The organism is Saccharicrinis sp. GN24d3 (assembly GCF_052400645.1).
Classification (GTDB): Bacteria; Bacteroidota; Bacteroidia; order Bacteroidales; family Marinilabiliaceae; genus Saccharicrinis.
Window position 1 is genome coordinate 59,028 of record NZ_JBQTGI010000011.1, and the last position, 25,687, is coordinate 84,714.

The window sequence follows — 25,687 nt, forward strand, 5'->3', positions numbered from 1 at the left end:
GTTGAATTGGACTCATAAGAATCGGGATTTAAGAAGTTATTGAGAATAAATCCGGTGTGTTTCGATTGATCTGGCAACCCTTATCCCGAACAAGCCTTCTTCAAATTTATAGGTAATGCCATTGTTGCCTATTAACTTTTCTTTGAAAAAGAATGATCGGATGTTGGCAAATTCCATGTAGGCATTGTTTTCCAGTTCTATAGTTGTGTATAAAGGTGAAGAATTAAAATCCAGGCTGTACTCGTATGTTTCGATCCGCGGGTTGGAGGAAAAATAGAAATTAAGCACAAAAAACAAGCTTACTATACCGGGAGCAAAATCGAAGCGTACCAAATATTTATAGTACCAGCTTTTTATTATCCTGGCAATCGAAATTCCTAAAACTATCGCCACCCCATATATTATAAAGATCATATGGGTTTCAATGAGTGTGTTTAAAACTATCACATTAAAAACCATGATATTGACAAGGAATCCAAGGAAAATATTTCTTACCTTCGACCGGATGGTGGGTCTGGTCTTTACCAGCATATGCCGTACGTCCACACTGTTGACCCTGCGTACAATGAAACGAAACCATAGCGGGGATGAAGGCAACAGGATTAAGATACTCAATATAATCGCTTTAGTCCCGTACTCTCTAATGGTTAGGAAAGGCAGGACAATGACAAAAAGTATAATAACTCCGGTAATTAAAATATCAAATATCACATTAATGGCTTCTGTTGCTTTGTATACGTCCGATTTTAGGAAGGCCTCATATTTCATACGAGCCCTTTCCTGCGCACGTTCCCTGGCTTTCTCTCTTTCTTGTTGTTCCCACTGTTGTTGATAGGCGGCTTGTTTTTCTGCTTTCTCTTTGGCTCTTTTAATTCGGTTAACACTGTTGCCGGTAATATTAATAAGATATTCGTAGGCTTCGTTAATTAAAATGAAACGTTCGTTGGCATCACTGGCCTTATTGATATCCGGATGATATAATTTAGCCTTTGACCGGTAAGCTTTTTTTATCTGCTCCAACGTGGCATCTGGTGTAACCCCTAATATATGGTAGTAGTTGTTCATAGAGTTGGTTTTCTGCACGAATATCATCATCAGTCTGAATACTAAACTACAGAAATGTTTTTAAAGTATACGGAATAGGAAGCAATTAAGTTTTTGTATATCTTTGCATGGATTTTCAAGACAGTTCGTTTACGCCATCCTGTCTGTAAACAAAACCAGGGTATGATAAAGAATATTTTCTTTTGCACATTCCTGTGCGCATATCTTTCGTTTATATTTTAGATGGTTTGTCTTGGTATTAAGTCTTAATGACCGAAGGGAAATCCCGATGCCTTCAATTTTATAATCTTCGGGAATACTTATTTTAAGATGAACAAAGCTGTAGTATTATTATCGGGCGGAATGGATTCTGCTGTAGCATTATATTTGGCCAAGAGTATAGGTTATGACGAGGTTCATGCCCTTTCGTTTGATTATGGCCAACGTCACGAAACGGAATTGAACCATGCCAAGGCTATTGCCGAAAAGGCTGGTGTGGCGGCACATAAAATTGTGACTTTAAACTTGGGTGATTTTGGAGGTTCTTCGCTGACCGATAAAAATATAGAAGTGGAAGATGGGGATGTAACCCGTACAGATATTCCGGTGACCTACGTTCCTGCGCGAAATATGGTGTTCTTATCCATTGCAGCATCTTATGCGGAGAGCATTGATGCACAAAATATTTATATTGGTGTAAGCCAGGTAGATTATTCGGGTTATGTGGATTGCCGTCAGGAGTTTATCGATGCCATGGAAATAGCCATCAATAAAGGGACAGTGATGGGGGCCGAAGAAGGAAAGCCCATTACAATACATGCTCCTTTTGTCAATAAAACCAAGGCAGAAGAGATAAAGTTGGGGATGGAGCTGGGCGTGGACTTTGGCTTGACCTGGTCGTGTTACAGAGGCGGAGAAAAACCTTGCGGAACCTGCGATAGCTGTCTGTTAAGGGCAAAGGCGTTTGAGGAAGCAGGGTATGAAGATGCGGCACTAAGATAAGGTATACGGCAGACAGAGAAGAAAGAATTGAAAAATATTACAGAGGGAATAGCGATGATAGTACAAGAGAAAGTTAACAGAGGCATAGATGCAGATATAAATAATGCCAAACTGGTTTTGGTGGGAGAGGGTGTGTTTCCCATAACGAAAGACGCCGAAGGAAAGGCTGTTGATGAGTTGCCAAACACAGGTTTAGCTATCTCGGGTACGATCCAGGGAGAAGGAAAACTGGCCGGTACACCGTCTTTGTTTGTTCGTTTGGCCAGCTGTAACCTACGTTGTATCTGGCAAATGGAGGATGGTAGTTTTTGTAAGTGCGATACTTCGTACGCTTCGTTCCATCCTGACGATAAAAAAGCGTGGAGCATAGAAGCGGTGATTGAAACCATAAAGCAGAATATTGGTGAGATGAAACATGTGGTTATTACAGGTGGTGAACCCATGTTGCAAAAAAAAGGTGTAGCTGCACTTTGTCGAGTGATCAAGGAAAAACTGCACTTACACATCACCTTGGAAACCAATGGGACTATCTTTGATAAAGATGTGGCTAAATATGTTGATTTGTTCAGTATTTCTCCAAAATTAAGTAACTCGGTTCCATCTAAAGAAAAACTGCATTCGTACGGAGAAGAGGAGTCAGGAGCATCCAGATACCATCACGAGGTTCGTCTTAATGTAGATGTATTGCAAAGTTATATCTATTTTGCCAATTCAACCGAAAAGGATTTGCAGCTAAAGTTTGTAGTGGGTAGAAACGATGATGCAAAAGAAATTAAACGGGACTATCTGGATGAGTTGGTGGCATATAATCAAGAGGATATCATGTTGATGCCACTGGGCGCGAAGACAGAACAGATAGCTAAGTCCAACCCGATTGTTCTTCACCAGTGCATACAGAACGGCTGGAAATATACGCCTCGGATTCACATCGATATTTTTGGAAGTAAGATAGGAGTGTGATCAGTAGGCAGAACTGGTAAACAGTAATTGGTGATCGGTGATCAGAATTTGTTACAGGTACTAAAGCCACCGGTCATTTGTCACTGGTCATTCAAGTTAAAACCTGATAAAGGCCAAAGGTGAAAATCGTTTGCAACGCCCATCGAGGTTCGGAAATTAAATGTTTATTCGGAATTTTTAAAGGTTACTATTGACTAATCGCTATTGCCTATGACCAATAATATGGAAGGAAAAGTACTTGGCAAACAAATTAACCATCCCAGGGAATATGCCCCTGAAATATTGGTGGCGGTGCCTCGTAAACTAAATCGAGAACAATATCAAATTAGTGATAGCCACCTACCATTTGTAGGAGTAGATGCCTGGCATGCCTACGAATTGGGTTTTTTAACCGAAAAGGGGTTGCCGGTAACAGGTGTTCTTAAAATTGTTTATGCATGCGAGAGTGAATTTCTGGTTGAGAGCAAATCGCTCAAACTTTATCTGAACTCCTTCAATATGGGTAAATATGGCGGAAATAAGGAAGAGGGAATTGCGATGGTTCTGGAAACGGTTAAAAAAGACTTGTCTTCGCTTTTGAAAACGGAGGTAGAAGCCTCGTTTCATCATAGGTATAATGAAGGTATATCTGATTTTGGAGAGTTTAGCCTATTGGAAGAATTGCCTGGAGCGGATAATGCAACGTTTGACAGATTTAAGGAAGATGCAAGACTTTTGGTTTCTGCGCCAACAAGTGAAACACATGAATTAAAAGTATCCTCCAACCTCTTGCGAAGTAATTGTAAAATAACCCATCAGCCGGATTGGGGCAGTGCTTTTATCCACATTAAAAGCAAGCACCGTGTAGATTTAATGTCCTTGTTGAAATATTTGGTTTCCATAAGAGACGAGAATCATTTTCATGAAGAAATCTGTGAGATGCTTTATAAACGGTTGATGGACAAATTTGAGCCGGAAGCTCTTATGGTGTCTTGTCTTTATACACGCAGAGGGGGAATTGACATTTGTCCGGTACGTGCCAATAAAAAAGAATATTTACCCAAGAATATCATTCAATCAAATGTGTTAACTTCACCTGCATTTAGGCAATAAATCTCAGTCAATGGTCATTTGACATTAGTCAGTAGTTAATTCATTACTAATAGCCATAGACCAATGACTAATAAACCAATACAATGAACATAGCAATTATAGGTGCTGGCGGTGTGGGCGGATACTTTGGTGCCCGATTGGCCCAGGCCGGAAACAAGGTAACTTTTGTAGCCCGAGGGAAGCATGGCAAAACCATGGGCGGGAAAGGCCTTCAACTATTAAGTCCGAATGGCGATTATCTGGTTGAGCATGCACATGTAGTAGATACTCCATTAAAGTTACATACGCCAAAATTGGTTTTGATCGGCACAAAAGCGTGGCAGGTGAAAGAGGTGGCCGAACAGTTGAAAGAAGTTATCTCTGATGATACCGTGGTGATTCCTTTGCAGAATGGGGTGATGGCAGCCAAAGAATTATCTGAGTCGTTACCCACGCAAAATGTAATGGCCGGACTGTGTAATATTTTCAGTAAGATAAAAGAACCCGGTGTTATTGAGCATATGAGCGCCGAACCTTATTTGATTTTTGGAGAGCTGGACAATTCCTTGTCTGACAGGGCTCGGCTTATTAAAAAAGTATTTGATGCGGCCGGAATAAAAAACAAATTATCGGAATATATACAGGGAGATACCTGGAAAAAATTCTTATTGATCTGTTTGGGCGGACTTGGGGCATTGACAAGAGCCAATTATGGTGTTTTGTGCAATACGCCGGAACTCAAAGGGTTGATGGAGAATATGATAGATGAAATGTATGCTGTAGCGATTGCCGAGGGGATCAAACTGCCCGAAGAAGTCAAAGAAAAAACCTTAAAGGCTACCATGTCTTTTGCGCCCACGGCCAATTCATCGATGGCACGCGATATTTGGGCAGGTCGCCCTTCGGAATTGGATTATCAAAACGGAAGTGTAGTAAAACTGGCTCAAAAGCATGGAATTGACGTACCGGTGAATTACATGATTTATCACTGTCTATTACCACAGGAAAAAGAAGCACGTAATTGCTAGTCGGTTTTCGGCAATCAGTTTTCAGTAAAATATGGTTTAGGTTCTTCCCTTATACCTAAGGCTGGGGGAAGTGCTCCACGGGAGTTGGAGGGATGGGGGAAAAAAAGAACACAGACCATTTGGCGGACAGGGGCATAATATACACAAGGTTTTCTTGCAGAGGGAATGGCTTCAATAATAATATGTTAGCTGATATGTGATATGAATTATTTAGAATTACTGGTTGATTTTCACCTGAACAATTATAGACAAGGTCCCGGCAGCAAAGAGGCCACTTTGAAAGCTTTGTCGTTTATCCCCAAAAACGACAAAGAAAAGATTAAGATAGCCGATATTGGTTGTGGTTCAGGACAGCAGACCATTGACTTGGCAAAAAATACCAATTCCCAAATTGCAGCTGTTGATCTATTTCCCCGGTTTCTGGATAAACTAAATTATATATCCAAAGAACTTGGACTCTCAAATAGGATTAAGACCGTATGCGAGTCAATGGAGAACTTATCGTTTAAAAAGGAAAGTCTGGATATGATTTGGTCGGAAGGGGCCATTTATAATATGGGGTTTAAGAATGGACTGCAGCAGTGGCGTAAGTTTTTGAAAAAGGGTGGATTTATGGCAGTTTCCGAGATATGCTGGATCAGGCCCAATCGGCCAAAGAAACTATGCGATTTCTGGAATAAGGCCTATTCCGGGATGGATTCTTTCAGTAATAAAATTAAAGTGGTGGAAGAATGTGGCTTTGCTCCACTTGGCGCTTTTGTTCTTCCCCAAGAATGCTGGGTAAACAACTACTATGAGCCTTCGCTAAAACAGATTCCGGATTTTCTTCAACGTCACAACAATTCCGATGAGGCGAAAGCCACTGTAAAGGAGCATATGGAAGAGATGGAGATGTACGTTAAGTACAGGGATTATTACAGTTATGGTTTTTTTATCGGCACAAAAATATAATGGATTCAGGTTGGTACATAGGTATTGATGGTTGCAGGGGTGGCTGGCTTTTTTCTGTATTGGATGATAACAGGGAGCTGAATATTAAACTGTTCAGGAATCTTACCGATGGTATTGATTTGTTGCGGCAATCAGAGGCGGTTTCCATTGATATGCCGATGGGAATTGTTTCTGAAAAAGGCGAGGAGCGCGTTTGTGATGCCTTAGCCAGAAAAGAATTAGGTCACCCTTTTAGTTCTTCGGTTTTTAATGTGCCATGCCGCCAGGCAGTTTACGCAGGAAGCTATCCGGAAGCTAATGCTTTGAATAGAGAGATTCAGGGTAAAGGAATCTCCATTCAAGCCTGGAATATCGTGCCCAAAATAAAAGAGCTGGATATGTTTTTAGATGAACACCCAATATTAAAGGAAAAACTGCATGAAAGCCATCCCGAACTTTGTTTCAAAAATTTGAAAGGAGCAGCTTTAAGCTATAAAAAGAAAACAGTAGAAGGGGTACGGGAACGGTTAGTGCTATTAAAAACTTTATACCCGAATATTGAAAAGCACTTTCATGTTTTTAGAAATCAGTTCTTTAAAAAAGATGTCGTCGATGACGATGTGTTAGACAGTATGGTATTGGTTTTTAATGCTATGGAAATTGCAAAAGGCAACTATAACCAATTTCCAGATTGTGAACGAAAAAACAATTGTGGAATTCGGATGGTGGTGTTTATTGGTAATATGGATCTCACGATACGAAATAAGTAGCGGATTTAACCCCTGAAATTCGTGATAATAATCTCTGCTTCTGACGGCGAATAAGGTTTGCAACCAAATTTGCTAAACAAAAATAGACTCAACTTTGTCGGGATTCGCCTGCCACAAACCGTGGGTTTACACTCGAAGCTTTCGTGCAGGCGCTTAGCCGATGCAGGGAAACCGGTATTTGCATACATCTTTCTGAAAGTGATGAATAATCCGGGTTAAATGGTGCCGTATTCCTCGGCAATCAGTTATTTTTTTATATTCATAGGCAATTAATGGAAATGTTAGCTTATATTTGTGCGCATTTTCAGAAGACAGCCATTAATAAGGGAGTGTCTTTCTAGATGGTCTTTGCAAGAAAATACCAAATACTTCGCCTGCCTTACCGTAGGCAGGTTATTCTCATTTTTGAAACAGTCTTATTTACATCACGGACTTCTTAGCTCAAAAATCGAAAGCCTTGTCTTTGACACCTTCTTATTAAAGACAAAAAATAGCAAGCGTAAAGTTAAGTATTACAATTTGAGTACAATGGATTGATAATGTGGCTTATTCATTAGCACTGCCTTTCAATGGCGTGTGGGGTATGTTTTCTCCCTGTAATAAAGCACAGGGCTAATGGAATAATATAGTTGTCGATAAATTATTAGCCATAACTCATTCAACTTTTGAACCCGATTTTACGTCGATATTTTAACAGATACTAAATAATATATATGACATTTAAATCATTAGGATTAACTCCTGCTTTATTAAAGGCAGTTGAAAAGAAAAATTATACGGAACCTTCAGTAATTCAGGAAAAAGCCATTCCCCCTATTTTGGAAGGAAGAGATGTGCTGGCTTCCGCGCAGACAGGAACCGGGAAAACCGCCGGTTTTACCTTACCTATGTTGCAAATTTTATCACAAGAGCCTCCTTTAAGGCGAAGACCGATACGCGCTCTTGTATTAACTCCAACGAGAGAGTTGGCTGCCCAGGTATTCGAGAACGTAAAAGAATATAGCGAGTTTTTAAACTTAAGATCTGCCGTTGTATTCGGCGGGGTTAACATCAAACCGCAAATAGCCAAGCTCAGAAACGGGGTAGATATATTGGTGGCTACGCCCGGCAGATTGCTTGATTTGCAAACACAAAGGGTGATATCTTTAGCGAAAATTGAAATTTTTGTGTTGGATGAGGCCGACAGAATGTTGGATATGGGTTTTGCCCGCGATGTGAATAAAATACTTAGCCTAATGCCGGAGAGGAGACAAAACCTGTTGTTCTCGGCTACTTTTTCTAAAGAAATTCGAAAACTGGCCGACCGATTTTTAAGCCATCCGGTTACCGTAAAAGCTGCTCCTGAAAATACAACTGTAGAAAAGATTATTCAAAAAGCGTTTCATGTGGCTAAAGTGGATAAAACAGCGGTCCTGGTCAGGTTGATTCAAGATGGGGATTGGAAACAGGTACTAATTTTTACCAGGACAAAAAGTGGCGCCAACAGACTGGGTAAAAAGTTAAATAAAAGAGGGGTGTTGTCTGCAGAGATTCACGGCGATAAAAGCCAGAATGCCAGGGTTAAAGCCTTGGATGCCTTCAAAAAAGGAACGGTAAGAGCCTTGGTAGCCACCGATGTGGCCGCCAGAGGATTGGATATACCTTTGTTGCCCCATGTGGTTAATTTTGAATTGCCTAATGTCCCCGAAGATTATGTGCACAGAATAGGTCGTACGGGCAGGGCAGGGGCCAATGGTGAAGCGGTTTCGTTGGTAGGACATGAAGAGCTGGATTATTTAAAAAGCATCGAAAAATTGTTAGACCATTCTATCCCACTCGAAATCATCGAAGGTTTTGAACCGGGAGAACCACCGGTGGAAGAGGCAAAACCAGCCAAGAAACCGTTTAGGAGGAATAATCATTCATCCAACAGAAAAAACAAACGAAGAGTACCAATAAAGAATAGATCCAGTAATCAAGACTCCAATTAATAATATGTAAGTGTAGGGTAAACGTTACAATTTGCTATTTAGTTTGAGCAAATGGATTGGCATGAATGTTGATTGCTCAACAAAGAACAAATAGCAATGATTCAAAAATAATTTATAAGTGTTTATTTGAACTTAATTGTCATTTATTACAAATACAGCAATATTAATTATTAAATACCTATTTTATTATGAAGAAGATTTTATTGGTATGTGCATTTATTGGATTGGTAAGTGCGGCATCTGCGCAAGATAGAATTGCTGTCGGTTTAAAGACTGGCTTCAATAGTACGAAGATCAATTTGTCGAGCATTCCATCCGGGACTGAAATCAAGAATGAAGCTAAAAATGGTTTCTTATTTGGAGCTTACGGCCGTTTAAAACTTGTGGGAAAATTATCTTTTCAACCGGAACTTTATTATGCAAAAAAGCAAACGCAGTATAAGTTTACCGAGACCGGAAACACGGTTGTAGTCAATAACGATATTAAGTCATGGGATATTCCTTTGTTAGCAAATTTACAATTGCTTGATTTAAAAGTGGCCAGTATTTATGGCGTTGCCGGTCCTGTCGCATCATTCATTTCAAAAGATGACCTTAAAAGTATGAAAGATGCTAACTGGTCGTTCCAGGCAGGTTTGGGTGCCCAGGTTTGGAGAATTTCGGCCGACGTACGATATGAGTGGGGGATAAAAGACATCTCAAAATTAGAATTCGGTCAAAAGACAGATGTGCTAACTTTTACCATTGGCTATAAATTATTTGGCATTTAGGAATTAAAATTCCCCCAAAAATTGTCAAGGTCGGTTCTTTTTGAATCGGCCTTTTTTGTTTTTTATGGGTTGTTACTATAATCCGAGATCTGTCATTGCTGCGTATAAGTGAAATATATATTGTTCATCTAATGGGCGTTCAGTTGAGTTCTAAAGACAATTTTTGGAAAAAAGATGAACATTTTTACAGAGTTTGTTGGCGGTAACAGCATGTTTGGATAATCAATTGTTTGTGAGATTGGAAAAAATACACGTGTTTTTAAGCAAATCCACGCGTGATCTTTTAACGCCTCACTTGCACATACCACAACCAAGTCGGACTGGCTTGTTTAGGTTAATTGATGGCTGACAATTTAAACTTCTCCAGTACATTATATTCAACCCCATTTGGTGCAGAAACACTTTCATAGAGGATGACCTCGGAAACAGATTGTGTTGTGCTGATATTTGCCTGTTCGAGCAGCTGACGGTATTTGGTAAGTAGATCTTTGTTTTTTAACCGGGCGACCGTAATGTGCGGGGTATAAGCCATATGTTGTGGTTTCAACGAGGGCATCAACTGAAGTATGGTCCTGTTTATATCGTCCTTTAGTTTGTTTAAAGTTTCGGAATTTTCCACTCCTAACCAAAGTACCCCGCTGCTCCTTCTTTTCTGAAAAGTTCCCGCTCCTTTAATAATAAAGTTAAACGGCGCATGGCTTCGAACGATATTCTTCAAGGCAGCTGATATTTTTTTCAGATCTTGCTGTTGGGCCTGACCAATAAAAACCAGGGTTAAGTGAAAATTGTGCTCCTTTACCCATTTGTTGTGCTCCTCGGAAATATGTTGTCTTATTGTGGCAAGTTTTGTTGGAGCCTTGACTTTAATCCCGATAAATATTCGCATAACTTTGATAAATCAGTTTCCACATATTCACTATATCGGTATAATTGGGTTCCTGAGTTAATGAATTTTTTAATTTTCCTGTGCCGGATTTAACCCTTTCTTCTTATTTTTAAGGGATGTATCTGTCTCGGTTTTTTCCTGTGTACCTGATCCTCTTAATTTGATGAGCTTATTCAGCAAATCAAACCAAAATGGTGCGCCAACCGATAATGCGATAGCTGTCAGCAAACAACCCAAGATATAGGTAAACCAACTTGGGCTATCCATGTCGAGGCTGGGAAATTTAATATCTATGATTGAATCTACGGTCTTTGTTTCATTCAGTAATTCTTCTATTTGAGTTGTTAACGCATCAACCTTTTCGAGTCCTTTATCCGGTATTGAATCCAGGGAGCCATAGCTGGCAACATAACCACTTGCCGCTTCTACCATAGCAATCCGCGACTTTTCGTCTTTGCCCAATCTTTTTGCGATTTCAATGGTGTTTACATTCATGGAATAAGCGATGGCCAAACCAACAATAAATGTGGTTAGCTGTGCTTTCTTTTTGTACCAACCCGATACCCGTTCCATGGTTTCGCTGTACCATTCTTCGGCACCCGCTTTAAATTCTTCGGTTTTGTTTTCTGCACCTTCTATCAATCCTATCAGATACTGATGGGTGGGACTATTCGGGTTCAATTTACTTTTTACGACCGACAGATCCATCTGACTGTCGTAAACCTTGTCGAGCATGTTTAACAGGGTTTTCGCAAATGTCTTGGGCTTGAGGTACGAAGGCAGTTTGCTTTTACCTGTAAACATACTTTTTTTGCCCAGGTATTTAAACTCCGGTCTTTCCAGGAAAATGTTGCTTAATATTTCATCAGTATCACTTTTATTATCCTGATCGTCCAGCATTCGTTTTATACCGGTACGCAATACTTTCCCTCTCAGGTTCAGCCAGGAATTGATAAGCTCGGTTAAAGTGGTGGCTATGAGGCTGTACACGGCATAAATAAAAACAAGCCCGATGGCGATGTCGATAGCTGGATTGTTAAGCATCTGGTGGAATTTTACCGGTTATAAAAATAAGTAAAGGGGGTATTCAGATACAAATATCCAATAAGTATGATTCAAAGTCAATAAAAAAAGTACGTTTTCTTTAGTTATTTTACAATTCCTGGCTCAGCCTTTTAAACACCTCCTGCATTTCAGGGCTTAAACCATCCGCCGTATAAATTGAAACACCACTTGCCCCTTTTTCTTTAGCTAGCAAGATAGCTTTTTCCAATTCTTCGGGAGATTTAAAGGCTGGCATAAATAACCCCGCGTTAATTGGAAAATCGACATCTTTAACACCTTGTTCCGTTGCGAAGCCTATCCAATTGATATTTTCGCGGTAAAAGTTTTGGTATAACATGGGGTAAGCCGCATCCAGGTTCCAATCGTTCCAGGCTTGACGTACCATTTGACGCGACATTTCGGGGAAAGGGAAAACCGCCGCAGTCATTTTGTGTCCTTCTCCATGGGCTATTTCAACCAATTCGTTTACCAGGGTTGTGATAGCGTTGAGCCTGTATTGGCGCCATTCGGTGCTCAGCTCGGGATGTTCCAAATCCAACGGGTCTTTGTCGAATATTTTTTTAAATCCTTCGCGTGCTATAGGATGGTAACCAAAATCGTATTCCGGCATTTCATGATCCTGTACCAGGTCATATTTAGGTTGTAGGTCAGCACCTAAGATAACATCAACATATCTGACATAATCCAGGTGGATAGATGCCAATCCTTTTACCTTAGTCAGTTTACGTACATTGTTTTTGATATGTTCACGTGCCTCGGGGTGGTGCGGACTAAGCCATTGGTAATAATCAACGTAGGCTCTGTATTCCAGGGAGTTTTTTCCAAGTCGGTTAACGGCATACCATTCGGGATGTTTATTAGCAATAGTATCGCCAGGACGGTTTAAGGTCCACATCCAGCCATGTATTTTTAGTCCTCTTTCATCAGCCAAGGGAATGATTTGTTCCAGTACCTCAGGATTTCCATTTATTAATACTTCCGAAAGGCCAATGGACTTGTAATAGTCGAGCTTTTCTTCCCATTTGTCCTGCTTAAACTCTTTGCCGGCTGATACCCAGGTGGCAAACACAAATTTATCATCTCCCGCTTTTGTTTCAATCGTAGTTTTTTGTGTTACATTGTTGCAAGAACATAATACTACGATAGTAATAATGGCAATTAAACTTTTCATGGTGATCATTTGATATGTTTCTATTAATATTATTATTATTATTTGCTCATTTTTAGCCAACCATCCTGGTTAATCATAAATACCATGTTGGTTTTAGGATGATGGATGAAAAAACTAAATCCGTTTTTGGTTTTCTCGAAAACTGCTTTAGTGGTTATTTCGTCACTTAGAACTACGGTTAACTGTTCTTTATATTCGGTTTCCGCTTCCAATAAATATTTTAATGAACCAAAACGCGTCAGACGGAAAAGGGCGTATGCGGCCTGTTTAAATATCAGGTCTTTGTCCGCACGAAACGCAACATTTTCAATGCTGGGCTGCCCGGTAAATTGCAAAAAGCCCCATTTTTCGGGTTCGTGCATATTAATAACACCCTGCGGGCTCCATACCCAATTGTATTCGGGAAGATATTTCCCGTCCATTTTTTTTCGATCGTATCTTCCATTAATTATGTCAAAATCCCATTCCACCCTCGAAAAATTAATGCGCCATTGTTCTCCGTTGGCAGGTTTGTCCTTTAAAGAACCTTTTAATTTCATGATCGGCTTATGCGGAATAGCCATCTCAACTGCCCAGAAAGAATCTGTGTCATTGGGAAGGTTTAATGTACCCTCAAGGTGCACCGCACATTTAAGGTGGTCAAGGTTCCAGCTGTTATCGGGTTTCCCGCCAACGCGGTAGGGTTTGTCCAGTTTCAGATCCCAAATCGTATTTAAGGCGTTTACTTCTATCTCGCCATAATTGTAGGTGGTATTAGACGGATCCAGGAATATTTCAAAATCGTTGTTGTAAAAGATAACAGTATCTCTTTGTTTCAGGGTTCCCCATATATGTGGCTCTTCCAGCAAGGCATAAACGTACAAAAACGCATCGTCCCAAAGCATTTTTACTTGGGTATTGTACTTAGGTTGTTTTATGCCCTCAATATCCATGAATGATTTGGTAAAAGGAACCGTATGCCATTGCTCTTCGTCTGCCATTCCATCGATAATTATGGGTTCTGTAGTTTTGGGAACGATGTAGTGTAATGGAACAAAAATTTCGGACTTCAGGTCTATCTCTTTCTGTTTATTGGTTTGGGTATTGCTAACACAAGATAGGAATACCAAAGATAATACAATGTACGTTAGAAATCTCATATGAATTAATTTTACTTGTGTTGCCAAAGTTAAAATTATTGATCAATGGTTTCCTATTCGTATCGTAATACCGTAATCATTCACCAGAATGAGATAACAATCAGATGACAAATAAAAAAAAAGGTTGTCCATCTATCCGATCGACAACCTTTAATATTGATAACATTCTGATGTTGCTCGCCATGCCAATCAGCAGTTGGACCCCTGATTCACATTAGAAAATTTAATTTCTTGATATGCCATTGTGTTTTTTTACATAAACATTGGCGCTTGCCTTGTTTTGTTTATGTTGGATGATGGCCCTTTCTTTGTTGGTTACCACTCCATCTGCTTTTGCAACCTGCTTTGTCCTGTTAATATGTTTTTGTTGTTTTTCTAATTGTATTACTTCACCCTTGGTAAGCGCACCGTTTTTAACACCATGTACAATACGCTTTTGCTGATTAATTTGACGTTTGGTTGTAACAGGTGTTTTCTTTTGTGCTTCTGCATATCCTACTGCCGTCAATAAAATTAGTCCTAATATAAATATCGCCTTTTTCATGTTTTCTAATTTTAAAATTGTTGTTTTTAATTTCCCGGGTTTTTAATTGCTTTCGGTTCTTTGATGTTTGCGGACTAAAAAGGTTTAATAGAAAAAAAATAATTATTTGAATATTGTTGTAAGGGGAAGTAATTTAGATAGATATGGGTGTTTATTTATAAGCCGAAATGCATTTGTTTAAAACTTAAACTAATTCATATTGTTAGGTTCAGTAAGTAATAACTTAAGCTGGTATCCAAGAAAAATGGAATTAAACGCCTTATTCAAAAAACTATTTGAACCTAAACTTTTACAGGAAATAGGTGGACTTGGTAAAATTTCGATTCCTAAAAATACAATCATTCTGACCGAGAATATGTATATCAAAGAGATTCCTTTGGTATTGGACGGAGATATTAAGGTTAGAAAAACAGATGAAAATGGGAAGGAGCTTGTTTTATATCATATAGAGAAAGGAGAAAGCTGTGTTCTTTCGATCACTTCTTGCCTGAACAAGAAAAAAAGCACTGTAGAGGCTATTGCACAGAAAGATACCAGAATTGTAAAGATACCAGTTGAGAAAGTAGAACGTTGGATGGACGAGTATAAATCGTGGAAGCACTTTGTTTTTAAGATGTACTACGATCGTTTAGACAGTATTTTAACATTGGTGAATAGTATTATGTTTAAGCAAACCGACAACAGGTTGTACGATAAACTTCGTGAATTACAGGCTAAGAACGGTAATCTACTGCGCTTTACACACCAGGAATTAGCCAGTGAAATTGGAACAGCCAGAGAGGTTATATCCAGGCTTTTAAAACTAATGGAAAAGGATGGTTTGATAGAGTTGGATCGGGGGGAAATAAAATTATTACAGAGTCTGTAACCTAGGTCACATATTTTTTATACCAACGTGTCGTATATTTGTTTAGATTAAAATAAGTATTTGACTATGATAAAAAATATGGGTGCAGCGGATAAGACAATCCGCATTATTTTGGGTATTATAATTATTGGAGGTGGATTTTATTACAAGAGTTGGTGGGGATTGGTTGGTCTTATCCCTTTATTGACTGCTTTTATTAGCTGGTGTCCTTTATATGCGCCGTTTGGAATAAGTACTTGCCGTAAAAAATAGGTTTACCATAATGGTCCAAAATCTACCTTAGCCTCAATTCTATGGATACCAAGTATGGCATAGATATTCTATAAATCATTAAAATTGTTCATTATGGAAAAGTTAATATTCTTGAGTATGCTGTGTCTGGTGTTGGTTGCATGTTCCAACTCCGACGATGAGGAAGTAGATGTACCTGTATCAGTAGAAGAAACTGCAGAGTATAAAGCAGCAGAAGCATATTATAATTCTACCTTAAAATCTGTTATTACTGCTAGTTGCACTTCATGTCACGCAGGTTATCACAGAAATAGTAATACCAGCAATTATGGAACATTTACAAATGCCATGAACAGGGCCACAGGTATGTATAGCCAAGTCAACTCTGGAGGTATGCCAAAAGGAGGCGACAAATTGCCTCAGGACGATATTGACAAGTTCGAAGATTTCAAGGATTTAGTGGGTTTAATACCAAGTGAATAATTTTGATTTATTAGAATCAGAAGTAGTAAATGGCCATTTTTTTACATTAAAAAGTTGTGCGTTGAATGGGGTATTGTTTCCTAAATTTCCCCATTAAAAAGGGTATCATCATCCGGATCTTTATCATGAGGTCCCACGCCAGGCGGGTTGAACAGCCCCCAGCGATCGATGATGTAATTCCATTTATCGAAACTTGCTACCCAGTCAATAAAAAGCAATCGGTATTCTTCGATCAACTCGCGCACCATCTCAAAATATTCAACATCTTCGAAGCCAAACATAATGAGAGAATGCTTCTGCACCATCAAATCTTTGGCCGCTTTTCGAATAATAGATGCAGCTTCCATTTTCAAGTCGTAAAGCGTAGAAGCCTCTGCACCAGCTACTTTTGTTGTTAGTAATGAGGCGTCGGACAGCATTATTTCTTTGATACTCTGTAAGTGATCTTCATCTTCCGGAATTAATTCTGAAATTTGATGGACTACTTCAAAAGTCTCTTCGCCTTTTTTGAAGATGGGTAGTCTTCTATAGTCAACAAAATCATTATCACCTTCTTCCAACATAGATTAGTCTGATTTTAGGGTTAAATTATACGATATTTAAATAAGATAATATTATAAATTTAATCAAGAATAAACAAACCGATTTAACATTATTGCCGATTACCCAGCGGAATGTACAGGTATTCCGGCTATTCTTAACGAGAAAGAGTGTTTTGTCAAAGTCGGGGTCTTAAAAACAGGAGATTACATCATTGATGGGTAGGTTGTTATAGAACGAAATACCAAAGATGATTTTGTTGTTTCCTGGTTGCAGGGCCGACTGTATAAGCAATGCTATGAACTTAGAAAAAGTACATATATTCCCACTCTGATCATTGAGGGAAATTCTTTTAATACCAGGCACGACATTTCGCGGGAAGCCATAAGGGGAGCCCTACTTTCTATCTCAATAGCCTGGCAAATTCCTGTTAACTAAACATCCAGTTCCAAATATACCGTGCAAATGCTGTTGATGATAGCACAGCCAAAATTAAAGGAGCAGCAGGTTGTCTTTAGGCAAACCTATAAACCAAAAACATTATGTAAGCAACTCAGTAAAGCGCCTCGTTTTGAAGTGGTTGAATTGCGTAACAGGATTTATATTATTATGGTGGGTATATGCAAGGCCTGCCAATGGCCGGGGCAGACTGGGAGAAGAACTATGACAGCACGTTGGCCGTTTTCAGCAGGTATTGTTAGCTGATGAAAAGTTCCTGTTGAAAGTTCAGGAGATTGGTAAGGAGCGGGTTAGGTGGATTAAAAAGTTTGTGGAGAGTGGCATAAAAGGCGCAGGTTAAAATTGCGTAACAAACGAAATAGGTCAATCCTCCAGCAAAGTATAGGTAAACTTTGAGCCCCATTGCCTTGATGCCTTGGTACAAACGTCCATGAACTCCTGAAAATCTTTTGGCGCTGCAATAACCTGGCAACCTGCTGACCATTTGAATACTTTAACACTGGGTTGGTATGCAGAAGCCCTGTGGATATTGATGCCAAACATTCCGGTACTTTCTTGCACATCATGATCCAACATGTTATCTCGGTTTGGATCGCGATAAACCGTTACAGGGGCAGCTTGTCTTAATGCTCTATATTTACCCGCATGCAGTCCAATGGTGTATGCCTGTCGGTATTGACCGGCTTTGAGGATCGCAGTACCTGCCAGCATCATGGGCTTGTCAAGCCAATATTGTCCAGGGTCGGTAGTTGCTGGATATAGTTTAAAAGTCCATTTACCGCGGAAATGGTAGAAGTAACCCACAAAATCATCAAAAGCATTGGCGATTCTGCTTGTCGTTCTTATGCCTATCAGATTCAAATTATATGGTTTACGATCGTTTTTAAAAACACTGTAATTGTTGTTTTCCATCCTTTTGATGATGTCGTTTAACTGATAACCGTGGCTTGATACCTCCATAATTAAATGTATTAATGAATATTGTTTTAACGTATGTTACATAAATAGATCGTTACTTTAGCAACTAGGAAAATTAGATATTAATATCCGATTTAATTCTCTCTTTGTCAATATGTTTTTAAATAAAAATATGAACTCTATTAAAAAGGTATTATATCCTTATGGGTGTAAAGGTCATATCTGACATCATTCTAATTGTTTACGTTATGGTTTACGCAAGTGGAGCAGGAAGTTATTTGTTCATCTTTGATATCTTAACAGGAAAATAAAAGACGGGCTTACTTGGGAATGAAACAAAGCATCTGGAGCAAATTTTAAGGCAATAGACTTCCCCAATTCTGGGTAATGGGTACTACAGGAAGCACCTTGTGTTATTAAAAATGATGTTGATTAGTAATTTTATTAAGTAAATAAATGGATATCCTCTATATACCGCAAATAGCATGAAGTTTTTGAATCCGTGTAGACTTCAAAATTAGTTTTTTTTGTTAATCTTTTTACCTAATTTTTTATTGACAAGAGCTGGTGTTCTTTGTAACTTTATGCATGTTTTTACAATGAATGGAGGTATTAATTTAGAGGAAGTTGCTATGAAAAGGGAAGAAATTATCAAGTTTGCCAATGAGAACAAAATCTGTTTCATGGCAATAAATGAAAAGGGAATGGCTCATGTAAGAATTATGAAGCTATGGTTTGCTGACAAATCAGGGTTTTATTTTGAAACTCTTTCTCCTTTGGATATTAGCAGACAGATTCATTCAAATCCCAAAGTAGAAGTTTGCTTTTATAATAACCCAAAAGATTTAAAGGAAGGACGTGAATTGCGTATTGCCGGCGATATTGAATTTGTAACTGATGCGGCTATTTTAAACAAAGCTCGAAAAGAACGTCAATATTTAGGTGATTTAGGAGAGCAGCCAGTTGAATCTTATATCGAAGTTTTTAAATTATCTCATGGTGAAGCTCATTTTTGGCGTTTTAAAGCCAATGTTCTTGAGGAAAGCGTGCTTGATCACATGATGTTTTAGAAACATGGTGGGAAAAAGCTTATAGGGTAAAAAAGAGCTCAACAAATATTGTTGAGCTCTTTTTTTTAGGTATGCCGTGCATGGTAAATAACTAGATGCTGAAAGTTCATTATGGGGGTTTGTAGTAGCCAACCATTAGCTGACGGCAAGGGTGCTTACTGCGAGGTATAATCCGAAGGAAGCCGGCGGCAAATTTCCGACTCGAGGTACACGAACATCAACTCAACCGCTGGGTTCTGTTTGCTAAACACAACAAAAATGACTTATCAATGATCTTATTTTTTGTTGGCCTTATTGATCAAATATAGTTGACATGTAGCCGTACTTTGTTGTAACTTACAGTTATTTCGGATAAAAAAGTATTTTATTCCTTTGGTAGATCACACAAATTTTAAATAGTTATGTATACTCATGCAGAAAATTTGCCGGAGAGCACAAGTCGGGTTGTTAATGACAGTCAGTCTGGGCAGTTTAAAACAAACGAATCTTCTTTTACATTTGCTGATAACAGGCAAGAATCTGTTATGCAAGGGAAACTTAATAGAATGTTTAATAATAGCCAACAAACCCAACGAGCCCTTCAATTAAGGGATGTCTTAAACAATAACTCCCAATACCCAATACAAAAAGAAGAAAGATTAGAAGAGGAAGAACTAATGCAACCCAAAGAGATACAACGAGCGGGAAAACTAGAGGAAGAGAAACTATTACAATCAAAAGCTATTCAGCGACAGCCAGAACCTGAGGAGGAGGAATTACTACAGGGCAAATTCAACACTATCCCCAAAGTAGAAGAAGAGGAAGCATTGCACGAAAGAGCCATGCCCATACAGAAAAGAGAGAACAACACCGGCTTGCCCGATACTTTAAAAGCTGGAATCGAAAATCTTTCGGGTTATTCAATGGAAAATGTTAAAGTACATTACAATTCCGCTAAACCGGCAATTATTCAAGCCCATGCCTATGCACAAGGTACTGATATCCACCTGGCGTCAGGACAAGAAAAACACCTTCCTCACGAAGCCTGGCATGTGGTTCAGCAAAAACAGGGTAGGGTGAAGCCGACCATGCAGATGAAGGGAAACATACAGGTAAATGATGATAAAGAATTGGAGAAAGAGGCGGATGTAATGGGAAGTAAAGCACTGAATATTACAATGCCTATCGTTCAAAGAAAACAAGCAAGTCATCATGTTTCATCTTCAACAATTCAAAGTCAGGATATCGATATTATAAAAGATGACGTCTTTTATACACCCGAAATTTTGATGCAACGGGTTAGGATTGCAGGCGTACGTTATAAAACAGTTGGTGTTATTCCAGGCTCAAATTACCGCTTGGTGCGACTGCCCAACACTACCCAAAGGTTAATTAATAATATGGGTGCGGGAACAGTATTGGCAGGAGGCTTGAGTGTGGCCGATGCTGATCAGTTGATACGGGTTATGCGTAATTTCAGTACCAGTGGTGTAATTAACATAAATGCACTTGTAAACCATGTGAGTGGTGCTGTAAACGGCGGTGCGGCAATGGCCATAACCTTAGCTGGAATAATGGTAACCGGTAATTTAGGGTGTGTACATGCCAATGTAATTCCGCACACACGTTTTAGCGTATATCATGCGTTAGGTAGCGCTAACTATTATATGTATGATCCTCGGGGACGCAAACTATTGGGTACGACAATGAATTTGGCCGAGGCGGGTCAGTTGACAACCGTTTTTGCCGATTTGCATACCCAGGGTGTAAGTGGATTGGATTCCCTGGTTAAATCTGTTGACAAAGCACGTGAGCTGACCATCCCAATCAATGTCACGCTTGAGCGTATGCGGATGATTCACGATAATATTCGCGATGTAATTCGGGTGCGCATTGCTGCTGATCATGCTACAATTTGCGGCATGCCCGGAGGAGGAGCGCTAGATCCCGTTTTTGCCAATGCCTTTGTTAGTATCGAAATTCCCGGGAGTGATCCGCACAAACATGGACAGGTAGTAGCTTTTATTAATTACCGAACCATGGCGGGAGGTACACATAGGGTGGTCTACAAACCAGGTGACCTATCCATGGATCAGGTGCTGTTCAACGACCAAAATTCAGTTGCCTCGACCTTGGGTCACGGGGTTGAATCGTACCGGATAGAAAATATGCCTGCAGACGCCCTGGCTGGTGCCCAACCTCATTTGGCCCACTATGGCTATATGGAATTTGTACAAACAGGTGCGCCAAGAACCGCGGCACAATTAAGGTCTGTTTTTAAAAGTCTAGGCGCAAACCTGGCCGTGGCTTATGTGTTCGGGCTGCGTGATGTTCACGGGGAGAATTTCGTGTTGAAGAACGATTCTATCCAGCTCATTGATATGGAGGCTTCAACAAACACCTTTGACGATTTTGGTGCCATGGAGTTGACGACAGCGGCCAAACAGTTGCCCGATGAACTCTACAAGCGCATTGCAAAGGGCATGAGGGATTTGACAGCGGTTCAAGTTGCAGGTCTGGTTCCCGATCAAGCCACCCTAATACAACAGGTTCGTGTGGGTTTTAAAAATAGATTGCGCTCCATGAGCCCGAACAGACACAGGGATGCGGCATTGACCGGATTGATCAATCAATCTACAAATACTGAAACACGGTTTGTTCCTATTCCCACCGAGATCTTACAGCAACTGTCAGGATTATTTTATGGACAACTTGCGGTTGTTGGTGGGCCAAGTGAAGCATTGTTCCAGGCTGCAACAAATGATCGGGCGAATCAAGTGGCACATACATCGGGCAATCCTCCCGGACTTGCAGATGAGTTTCGAACCATGTTGCGGGCTAATGGAGCAAGAACGGCACTACACAGAGGTGATGTGCCTTTTTGGACACGGCAGGGGAACGATATTTACGGTGAAGATGGCGCATTAGAGGTATCTCCATCAGTACATCCAAGGTTGAATACTTCTGGCCAGAACGAGATAGATGCCAACAACCGCCGAGCAAGTGGAAACAGACACACGGCTTATGATGAACTCGATAATGATTTGATTCCGCTACTGGGTGACCCTACAGCTGCCATTATTGCTGCGCATGCAGCGTTATAAATTATTTTGATGAGTGGTCAGGGTGTAGAATACATATTATACGACAGTAAAACAAGGATGTATCAGGTTACTGTTCAATAGCAGTGGGCGTTTTGCCAATAGGTATCAGTGGAACTTCAATATATGGAGTATGAGTTTAATTTCAAGTTTCAATTCATAAAAATAATGAGAATGACTCGGAAAGTTTTTATCACATTTTTCTTTTTACCTATTGCCATTTTTGCATCTTCGACCAATAGAAAGATGACGCCTCCACCAGGAAATTTACCTTTAAAAGTGGATGTAAATCTGCGTATTAATAAAGTATATAACATTAATACGGTTGATGAGACCTATCAAATTGATGGTTACCTTGTATATTTATGGAAAGATGAAAGGTGGAAACGATCGGATGGCCATAATAACATTAGGATTTATGAAAACGACAGAGCAAATGAAGTTTTAGATACAGGGCTCTGGATGCCGATTCTTGAGTTTATTAATATTCAGGGAGAAAAGGAATGCCCCAACAGGAGAATTGTTATACAGACCGATGGTGAAATTAAATATAAGGAAAGGTTCTTTGGGACCTTTAGCTCAAATATGAATTTTATAAACTTTCCTTTTGATTCGCAGACTTTTCAGATACAGATTGAAGCTTTTTCGTATGATAAAGAGCAGCTTGTGTTTAATTTCATTAAGTTGTTGAAACCCCAAAATATGAATGATTTTTTGGGTGAGAAATGGACCTATAAAGATAATACCGCATACATCGAGGATATAATATATGATGAAATTTCGAGTTCAACCATTTATTCGAGAGCCGTTTTTAAAGTGGATACAACAAGAAAACCAGGATATTATATGTGGCAGGTATTGCTGCCTTTGTCAATCATCATAATGGCTTCGTTCGTCATATTCTGGATTAAGGATTTTGGTACCCAAATGGGAGTCGGTTTCACGCTTATGCTGACCGTGGTGGCATTTAATTTTTATTCTGCCTCCATACTGCCCAAATTACCCTATAATACGTTTTTGGAGACGATTATCATTGTTGGGTATGTATTTATATTTGTTGGGATTATTCTAGCGATAGTGAATTATCGCATATACGGTCATAAACCAGAGTCTGATACAAACAAGTGGATAAGATTATTCAGAATTGGCTTGCCCATGACCTTTTTTACAACCATATTGATCTTGTTCCTTAAGTTTAATGTAATTTAATACAATGATATGGTCAGGATTTTTTATGTTTAAAATACCGATAGGTAATAAATACCCCCGTAGCAATTCCAATGAATAAGGTATAAAGCATTAATAATGTATCACTATCCTTTGCACTACCTGCTCCATATCCAGTAAGGAACGGATCGAAATACAACCAAAGGGCTAAAAAAATTATGGTGAAAATAGTTAAAACGGAAGGTAAATTTCTAATGATTTTTCTGGTTTTAATACTGCCAAGTTTATATCTATCCGAATTATTGGACAAGAAAAATATACCTATGGTTAGTATGGCGAAGATTATGGCGAAGTATTTAAGAAAAAGCGCATAAATTTTCCACCTGGCATACAGCGAATAACAATTGGATTTATGTTCGAGTAGTCCCAGATATAACGTTGCCGAATCTTCCTTAAATATGGTTGTATCGTTCCAGATGCTGCTATCTGTGATCATATAATCTCGGATTGTGTCTTTAATTTCGGTATTGATTATTTTGAGAATCTTATCTATGGAATCATTCGAAAGACTGTCTTTAACTGATTCATATTTAAAGACACAAGTGCTATCGCCGGATTTATATCTTAGATAGCTTTCGCGAGCCCATCTCGCATCTTTACTGAGGGTAGTAAAATGGAATCCTGAGCTTGTGTTTTTGATGATGGTTATTAGTTTTTTTAGACCTTTGATACTGGGTTCATTGGGATTTTTAACATAAGTTGTGTCGATCTTGATTAAGGAAGCTGCCAAAGCGTTCCACAATTCGGGATAAATACAGTTGTCGTCGTGGCTAAGGTCACTTATGGCCACTCCTCCCAGTTCTTGGCCCGATGCCCAATTGTACTTCAGGTACAGACTTCTGAAATCATCGTACCATAATTGATTATTCGTTTTTATATTCTTTCCAATTATATTTAAATACGATCCAACCTGTATGGGGTCAAACCCTTGGATGATGGAGCTGTTGTTGCTGTATAAATATACGTTAAGAATGTCGGAATAACTTAGGGTTCTGTATTTGGCCTTATTCACCAAGCTGCCGGAAAAATTTTTGACCCGCCATAGTGTGCCACTGTAACTAACAGTCATTATAAGTTTGGAGCTTGCAATGCCCTGTGCGAGGTAGAAATCCATCGTTCTTTTAATGGAGGGAAACCCTGGTTCCTTATCTTTGAAAAGGGGACTTGATGGTTGTGCAATAGTAGCGTTGGATGGTATCAAATCGTCCGTTAATATCATATAGTAATCCACCATCGAATCCAGTTTTGCCAAATCGTATTTGCGTATTTGATTTAAACTGTCTTGATCTTTCCAAGCGGGAACAGAAATGCCGAGTTGTATTTTCGGGTTTATAGATTTTAGCTTTTTATATAGATTTCCGATAAATTGAACAAATAATTGTGAATCGGAGATCTGGGTAAAATAGATATTGATACCATTTAAATCATTGTCTCTGATAATTTGACTTACCTCATTAAAAAACGTCTCTTGTGCATCAGCACTTTTTAAAAAAGCATTTATATCTGCTACGCTTTTATCGTAAACGGTTAGCACAACGTTGCAACCATTATTGTGGGCATATTTTATAACACCATTCTCTTTTTTAAATTCGTCAATGTCATTGGGTTTGCTGTTTTTACCGGTTTCCGTCAATTCGTATCCAAATAAATTAATGGCCGATAAATAGTTATATTTATAATAATTCCTAAATTTAAATTCATCCTCTTGCTGTGAGCTGGTGCTGTGCCACCCAATAATTTTCATTTTAGGGATCAGGCTTCTTTTAAAATAACGAAGCGTATCATTTATTTTTGCACTTTCAACTTTTGCCAGATTAGAGGCCTTAGAATACTTCACTTTCTGGATTTCTTTCATAGTGGTATCTATCTTGGCCGAAATCGCTTGCCCTTCCATGTTATTGATATTGGCATTTTCTTGCAGGATGGCTGACATTAATATATTTAAAGAGTCGATTGCCGAAGTGTATGCAACTTTGTTGGTATCCATTTTTAGATACGCATCTTCGATTGTTTTTTTTAATGATTGACTGGTGGAATCATTGCTTTTAATGGCACTATCAAGCTGTATATGGTTAGAATTGGTGAAGGATTCAATAATGGCTAGCTGTTCTGTGATCTGTTCAACCGTTTTCGGGTTTATTTTAAGTTTTTTATTGTCAATTAAGCTTTTGACATATTCATGAAATTCCTTGTTCAATTTTTTTTCTCTATTCTCCTTAAATTTAAGAGGCTGTAGGATTTTTTTTAAACCTTTAGTGGATGAGGTATCCTGATAACGGTCTATATGGATAGTGGACGGTTTTATGGTTACCGCCGTATCGTGCTGTGCAATGGCTGTATTTGTCGTTTGTGCAAACATTTCATTTTGAAAAAATAAAGCAACAAAAAGCAACATAGCAACCAACAATTTTGTCAGATATAGTTTACATATTTTTGTCAGATTACCCATTTCCATTTTTTT

At 39.1% G+C, this 25,687-nt stretch carries 24 protein-coding genes; 15 read left to right on the forward strand and 9 right to left on the reverse strand.

Annotated features, from left to right (window positions below; genetic code table 11):
• Positions 1-36: 36 nt before the first annotated feature.
• Positions 37-1,065, reverse strand: coding sequence for a J domain-containing protein (locus tag ACT29I_RS13935; protein WP_430933051.1), 1,029 nt, complete (start codon positions 1,063-1,065; stop codon positions 37-39).
• Between the two features lie 309 nt (positions 1,066-1,374).
• Here ACT29I_RS13935 and queC point away from each other — a divergent pair, with 309 nt between their 5' ends.
• The 8 genes from queC (at position 1,375) to ACT29I_RS13975 (ending at position 9,545) form a co-directional block, all read left to right on the forward strand.
• Positions 1,375-2,046: a 7-cyano-7-deazaguanine synthase QueC gene (gene queC / locus ACT29I_RS13940; RefSeq protein ID WP_430933052.1), complete on the forward strand. Its 672-nt coding sequence runs from the start codon at positions 1,375-1,377 to the stop codon at positions 2,044-2,046.
• A 27-nt stretch (positions 2,047-2,073) separates the two neighbouring features.
• Positions 2,074-3,006, forward strand: coding sequence for a 7-carboxy-7-deazaguanine synthase QueE (locus ACT29I_RS13945; RefSeq protein ID WP_444793729.1), 933 nt, complete (start codon positions 2,074-2,076; stop codon positions 3,004-3,006).
• Between the two features lie 210 nt (positions 3,007-3,216).
• Positions 3,217-4,098 (forward strand): NADPH-dependent 7-cyano-7-deazaguanine reductase QueF, encoded by an 882-nt coding sequence (locus ACT29I_RS13950; protein WP_430933054.1) that lies wholly within the window; start codon positions 3,217-3,219, stop codon positions 4,096-4,098.
• Positions 4,099-4,181: 83 nt separating this feature from the next.
• On the forward strand, positions 4,182-5,105 hold the full coding sequence (locus tag ACT29I_RS13955) for a 2-dehydropantoate 2-reductase (RefSeq protein ID WP_444793730.1): 924 nt from the start codon (positions 4,182-4,184) through the stop codon (positions 5,103-5,105).
• A gap of 201 nt (positions 5,106-5,306) precedes the next feature.
• On the forward strand, positions 5,307-6,056 hold the full coding sequence (locus ACT29I_RS13960; protein WP_444793731.1) for a class I SAM-dependent methyltransferase: 750 nt from the start codon (positions 5,307-5,309) through the stop codon (positions 6,054-6,056).
• A complete protein-coding gene (locus tag ACT29I_RS13965) occupies positions 6,056-6,805 on the forward strand; it encodes a DUF429 domain-containing protein (protein ID WP_430933057.1) in 750 nt (249 codons plus the stop codon). Before ACT29I_RS13960 ends, ACT29I_RS13965 begins: the two co-directional genes overlap by 1 nt.
• Positions 6,806-7,518: 713 nt before the next feature.
• Positions 7,519-8,775 carry a DEAD/DEAH box helicase gene (locus ACT29I_RS13970; protein ID WP_444793732.1) on the forward strand — a complete coding sequence of 419 codons (1,257 nt, stop codon included), beginning with the start codon at positions 7,519-7,521 and terminating at the stop codon, positions 8,773-8,775.
• Positions 8,776-8,963: 188 nt separating this feature from the next.
• Positions 8,964-9,545, forward strand: coding sequence for an outer membrane beta-barrel protein (locus ACT29I_RS13975; protein WP_430933065.1), 582 nt, complete (start codon positions 8,964-8,966; stop codon positions 9,543-9,545).
• 334 nt (positions 9,546-9,879) lie between these two features.
• Here the strand turns inward: ACT29I_RS13975 and thpR are convergent, their stop codons facing one another.
• The 5 genes from thpR to ACT29I_RS14000 form a co-directional block, all read right to left on the reverse strand.
• Complete coding sequence (gene thpR / locus ACT29I_RS13980) at positions 9,880-10,431, reverse strand: RNA 2',3'-cyclic phosphodiesterase (protein WP_430933066.1); 552 nt, start codon at positions 10,429-10,431, stop codon at positions 9,880-9,882.
• Between the two features lie 69 nt (positions 10,432-10,500).
• On the reverse strand, positions 10,501-11,475 hold the full coding sequence (locus ACT29I_RS13985) for a hypothetical protein (protein ID WP_430933067.1): 975 nt from the start codon (positions 11,473-11,475) through the stop codon (positions 10,501-10,503).
• Positions 11,476-11,584: 109 nt separating this feature from the next.
• A complete protein-coding gene (locus ACT29I_RS13990; protein ID WP_430933068.1) occupies positions 11,585-12,667 on the reverse strand; it encodes a family 10 glycosylhydrolase in 1,083 nt (360 codons plus the stop codon).
• A gap of 38 nt (positions 12,668-12,705) precedes the next feature.
• A complete protein-coding gene (locus ACT29I_RS13995; RefSeq protein ID WP_430933069.1) occupies positions 12,706-13,806 on the reverse strand; it encodes a carbohydrate-binding family 9-like protein in 1,101 nt (366 codons plus the stop codon).
• A 223-nt stretch (positions 13,807-14,029) separates the two neighbouring features.
• Positions 14,030-14,350 (reverse strand): hypothetical protein, encoded by a 321-nt coding sequence (locus tag ACT29I_RS14000; RefSeq protein WP_444793733.1) that lies wholly within the window; start codon positions 14,348-14,350, stop codon positions 14,030-14,032.
• A gap of 199 nt (positions 14,351-14,549) precedes the next feature.
• Here ACT29I_RS14000 and ACT29I_RS14005 point away from each other — a divergent pair, with 199 nt between their 5' ends.
• The 3 genes from ACT29I_RS14005 to ACT29I_RS14015 all read left to right on the forward strand — a co-directional run bounded on the left by ACT29I_RS14005 (position 14,550) and on the right by ACT29I_RS14015 (position 15,932).
• Positions 14,550-15,218 (forward strand): Crp/Fnr family transcriptional regulator, encoded by a 669-nt coding sequence (locus ACT29I_RS14005; protein WP_444793734.1) that lies wholly within the window; start codon positions 14,550-14,552, stop codon positions 15,216-15,218.
• A gap of 66 nt (positions 15,219-15,284) precedes the next feature.
• Complete coding sequence (locus ACT29I_RS14010) at positions 15,285-15,470, forward strand: YgaP family membrane protein (RefSeq protein WP_444793735.1); 186 nt, start codon at positions 15,285-15,287, stop codon at positions 15,468-15,470.
• A 93-nt stretch (positions 15,471-15,563) separates the two neighbouring features.
• Positions 15,564-15,932, forward strand: coding sequence for a hypothetical protein (locus tag ACT29I_RS14015; RefSeq protein ID WP_444793736.1), 369 nt, complete (start codon positions 15,564-15,566; stop codon positions 15,930-15,932).
• An 80-nt stretch (positions 15,933-16,012) separates the two neighbouring features.
• Here ACT29I_RS14015 and ACT29I_RS14020 read toward each other — a convergent pair whose 3' ends face one another.
• The gene (locus ACT29I_RS14020; protein ID WP_444793737.1) at positions 16,013-16,495 is read right to left on the reverse strand and encodes a hypothetical protein; all 483 of its coding nucleotides are present in this window, start codon (positions 16,493-16,495) and stop codon (positions 16,013-16,015) included.
• A 208-nt stretch (positions 16,496-16,703) separates the two neighbouring features.
• Here ACT29I_RS14020 and ACT29I_RS14025 point away from each other — a divergent pair, with 208 nt between their 5' ends.
• Positions 16,704-16,910 (forward strand): ERCC4 domain-containing protein, encoded by a 207-nt coding sequence (locus tag ACT29I_RS14025; RefSeq protein WP_430933142.1) that lies wholly within the window; start codon positions 16,704-16,706, stop codon positions 16,908-16,910.
• 384 nt (positions 16,911-17,294) lie between these two features.
• Here ACT29I_RS14025 and ACT29I_RS14030 read toward each other — a convergent pair whose 3' ends face one another.
• Positions 17,295-17,891 (reverse strand): hypothetical protein, encoded by a 597-nt coding sequence (locus tag ACT29I_RS14030; RefSeq protein WP_430933074.1) that lies wholly within the window; start codon positions 17,889-17,891, stop codon positions 17,295-17,297.
• A 485-nt stretch (positions 17,892-18,376) separates the two neighbouring features.
• On the opposite strand from ACT29I_RS14030, the gene ACT29I_RS14035 reads away from it, so the two are divergent.
• From ACT29I_RS14035 to ACT29I_RS14045, 3 genes are all read left to right on the forward strand, one after another.
• Positions 18,377-18,919: a pyridoxamine 5'-phosphate oxidase family protein gene (locus tag ACT29I_RS14035; protein WP_430933075.1), complete on the forward strand. Its 543-nt coding sequence runs from the start codon at positions 18,377-18,379 to the stop codon at positions 18,917-18,919.
• Between the two features lie 401 nt (positions 18,920-19,320).
• Positions 19,321-22,002, forward strand: coding sequence for a DUF4135 domain-containing protein (locus tag ACT29I_RS14040; protein WP_444793738.1), 2,682 nt, complete (start codon positions 19,321-19,323; stop codon positions 22,000-22,002).
• A 171-nt stretch (positions 22,003-22,173) separates the two neighbouring features.
• Entirely contained in the window at positions 22,174-23,208 is a 1,035-nt protein-coding gene (locus ACT29I_RS14045; protein WP_444793739.1) for a hypothetical protein, read from the forward strand.
• Positions 23,209-23,221: 13 nt separating this feature from the next.
• Here ACT29I_RS14045 and ACT29I_RS14050 read toward each other — a convergent pair whose 3' ends face one another.
• Positions 23,222-25,675: a glycoside hydrolase family 18 protein gene (locus ACT29I_RS14050; RefSeq protein WP_430933078.1), complete on the reverse strand. Its 2,454-nt coding sequence runs from the start codon at positions 25,673-25,675 to the stop codon at positions 23,222-23,224.
• Positions 25,676-25,687: the final 12 nt, after the last annotated feature.

Bases quoted from the DNA above. Each gene is read 5' to 3' on its own strand.
- ACT29I_RS14050 (WP_430933078.1), bottom strand. From the start codon at position 25,675: ATGGGTAATCTGACAAAAATATGTAAACTATATCTGACAAAATTGTTG.
- ACT29I_RS14010 (WP_444793735.1), top strand. From the start codon at position 15,285: ATGATAAAAAATATGGGTGCAGCGGATAAGACAATCCGCATTATTTTG.
- ACT29I_RS13960 (WP_444793731.1), top strand. From the start codon at position 5,307: ATGAATTATTTAGAATTACTGGTTGATTTTCACCTGAACAATTATAGA.
- queC (WP_430933052.1), top strand. From the start codon at position 1,375: ATGAACAAAGCTGTAGTATTATTATCGGGCGGAATGGATTCTGCTGTA.
- ACT29I_RS13955 (WP_444793730.1), top strand. From the start codon at position 4,182: ATGAACATAGCAATTATAGGTGCTGGCGGTGTGGGCGGATACTTTGGT.
- ACT29I_RS14020 (WP_444793737.1), bottom strand. From the start codon at position 16,495: ATGTTGGAAGAAGGTGATAATGATTTTGTTGACTATAGAAGACTACCC.
- ACT29I_RS13965 (WP_430933057.1), top strand. From the start codon at position 6,056: ATGGATTCAGGTTGGTACATAGGTATTGATGGTTGCAGGGGTGGCTGG.
- ACT29I_RS13975 (WP_430933065.1), top strand. From the start codon at position 8,964: ATGAAGAAGATTTTATTGGTATGTGCATTTATTGGATTGGTAAGTGCG.
- ACT29I_RS14015 (WP_444793736.1), top strand. From the start codon at position 15,564: ATGGAAAAGTTAATATTCTTGAGTATGCTGTGTCTGGTGTTGGTTGCA.
- ACT29I_RS14040 (WP_444793738.1), top strand. From the start codon at position 19,321: ATGTATACTCATGCAGAAAATTTGCCGGAGAGCACAAGTCGGGTTGTT.
- ACT29I_RS14030 (WP_430933074.1), bottom strand. From the start codon at position 17,891: ATGGAGGTATCAAGCCACGGTTATCAGTTAAACGACATCATCAAAAGG.
- ACT29I_RS14000 (WP_444793733.1), bottom strand. From the start codon at position 14,350: ATGAAAAAGGCGATATTTATATTAGGACTAATTTTATTGACGGCAGTA.
- thpR (WP_430933066.1), bottom strand. From the start codon at position 10,431: ATGCGAATATTTATCGGGATTAAAGTCAAGGCTCCAACAAAACTTGCC.
- ACT29I_RS13995 (WP_430933069.1), bottom strand. From the start codon at position 13,806: ATGAGATTTCTAACGTACATTGTATTATCTTTGGTATTCCTATCTTGT.
- ACT29I_RS13990 (WP_430933068.1), bottom strand. From the start codon at position 12,667: ATGAAAAGTTTAATTGCCATTATTACTATCGTAGTATTATGTTCTTGC.
- ACT29I_RS14045 (WP_444793739.1), top strand. From the start codon at position 22,174: ATGACTCGGAAAGTTTTTATCACATTTTTCTTTTTACCTATTGCCATT.
- ACT29I_RS13935 (WP_430933051.1), bottom strand. From the start codon at position 1,065: ATGAACAACTACTACCATATATTAGGGGTTACACCAGATGCCACGTTG.
- ACT29I_RS13950 (WP_430933054.1), top strand. From the start codon at position 3,217: ATGACCAATAATATGGAAGGAAAAGTACTTGGCAAACAAATTAACCAT.
- ACT29I_RS13985 (WP_430933067.1), bottom strand. From the start codon at position 11,475: ATGCTTAACAATCCAGCTATCGACATCGCCATCGGGCTTGTTTTTATT.
- ACT29I_RS13970 (WP_444793732.1), top strand. From the start codon at position 7,519: ATGACATTTAAATCATTAGGATTAACTCCTGCTTTATTAAAGGCAGTT.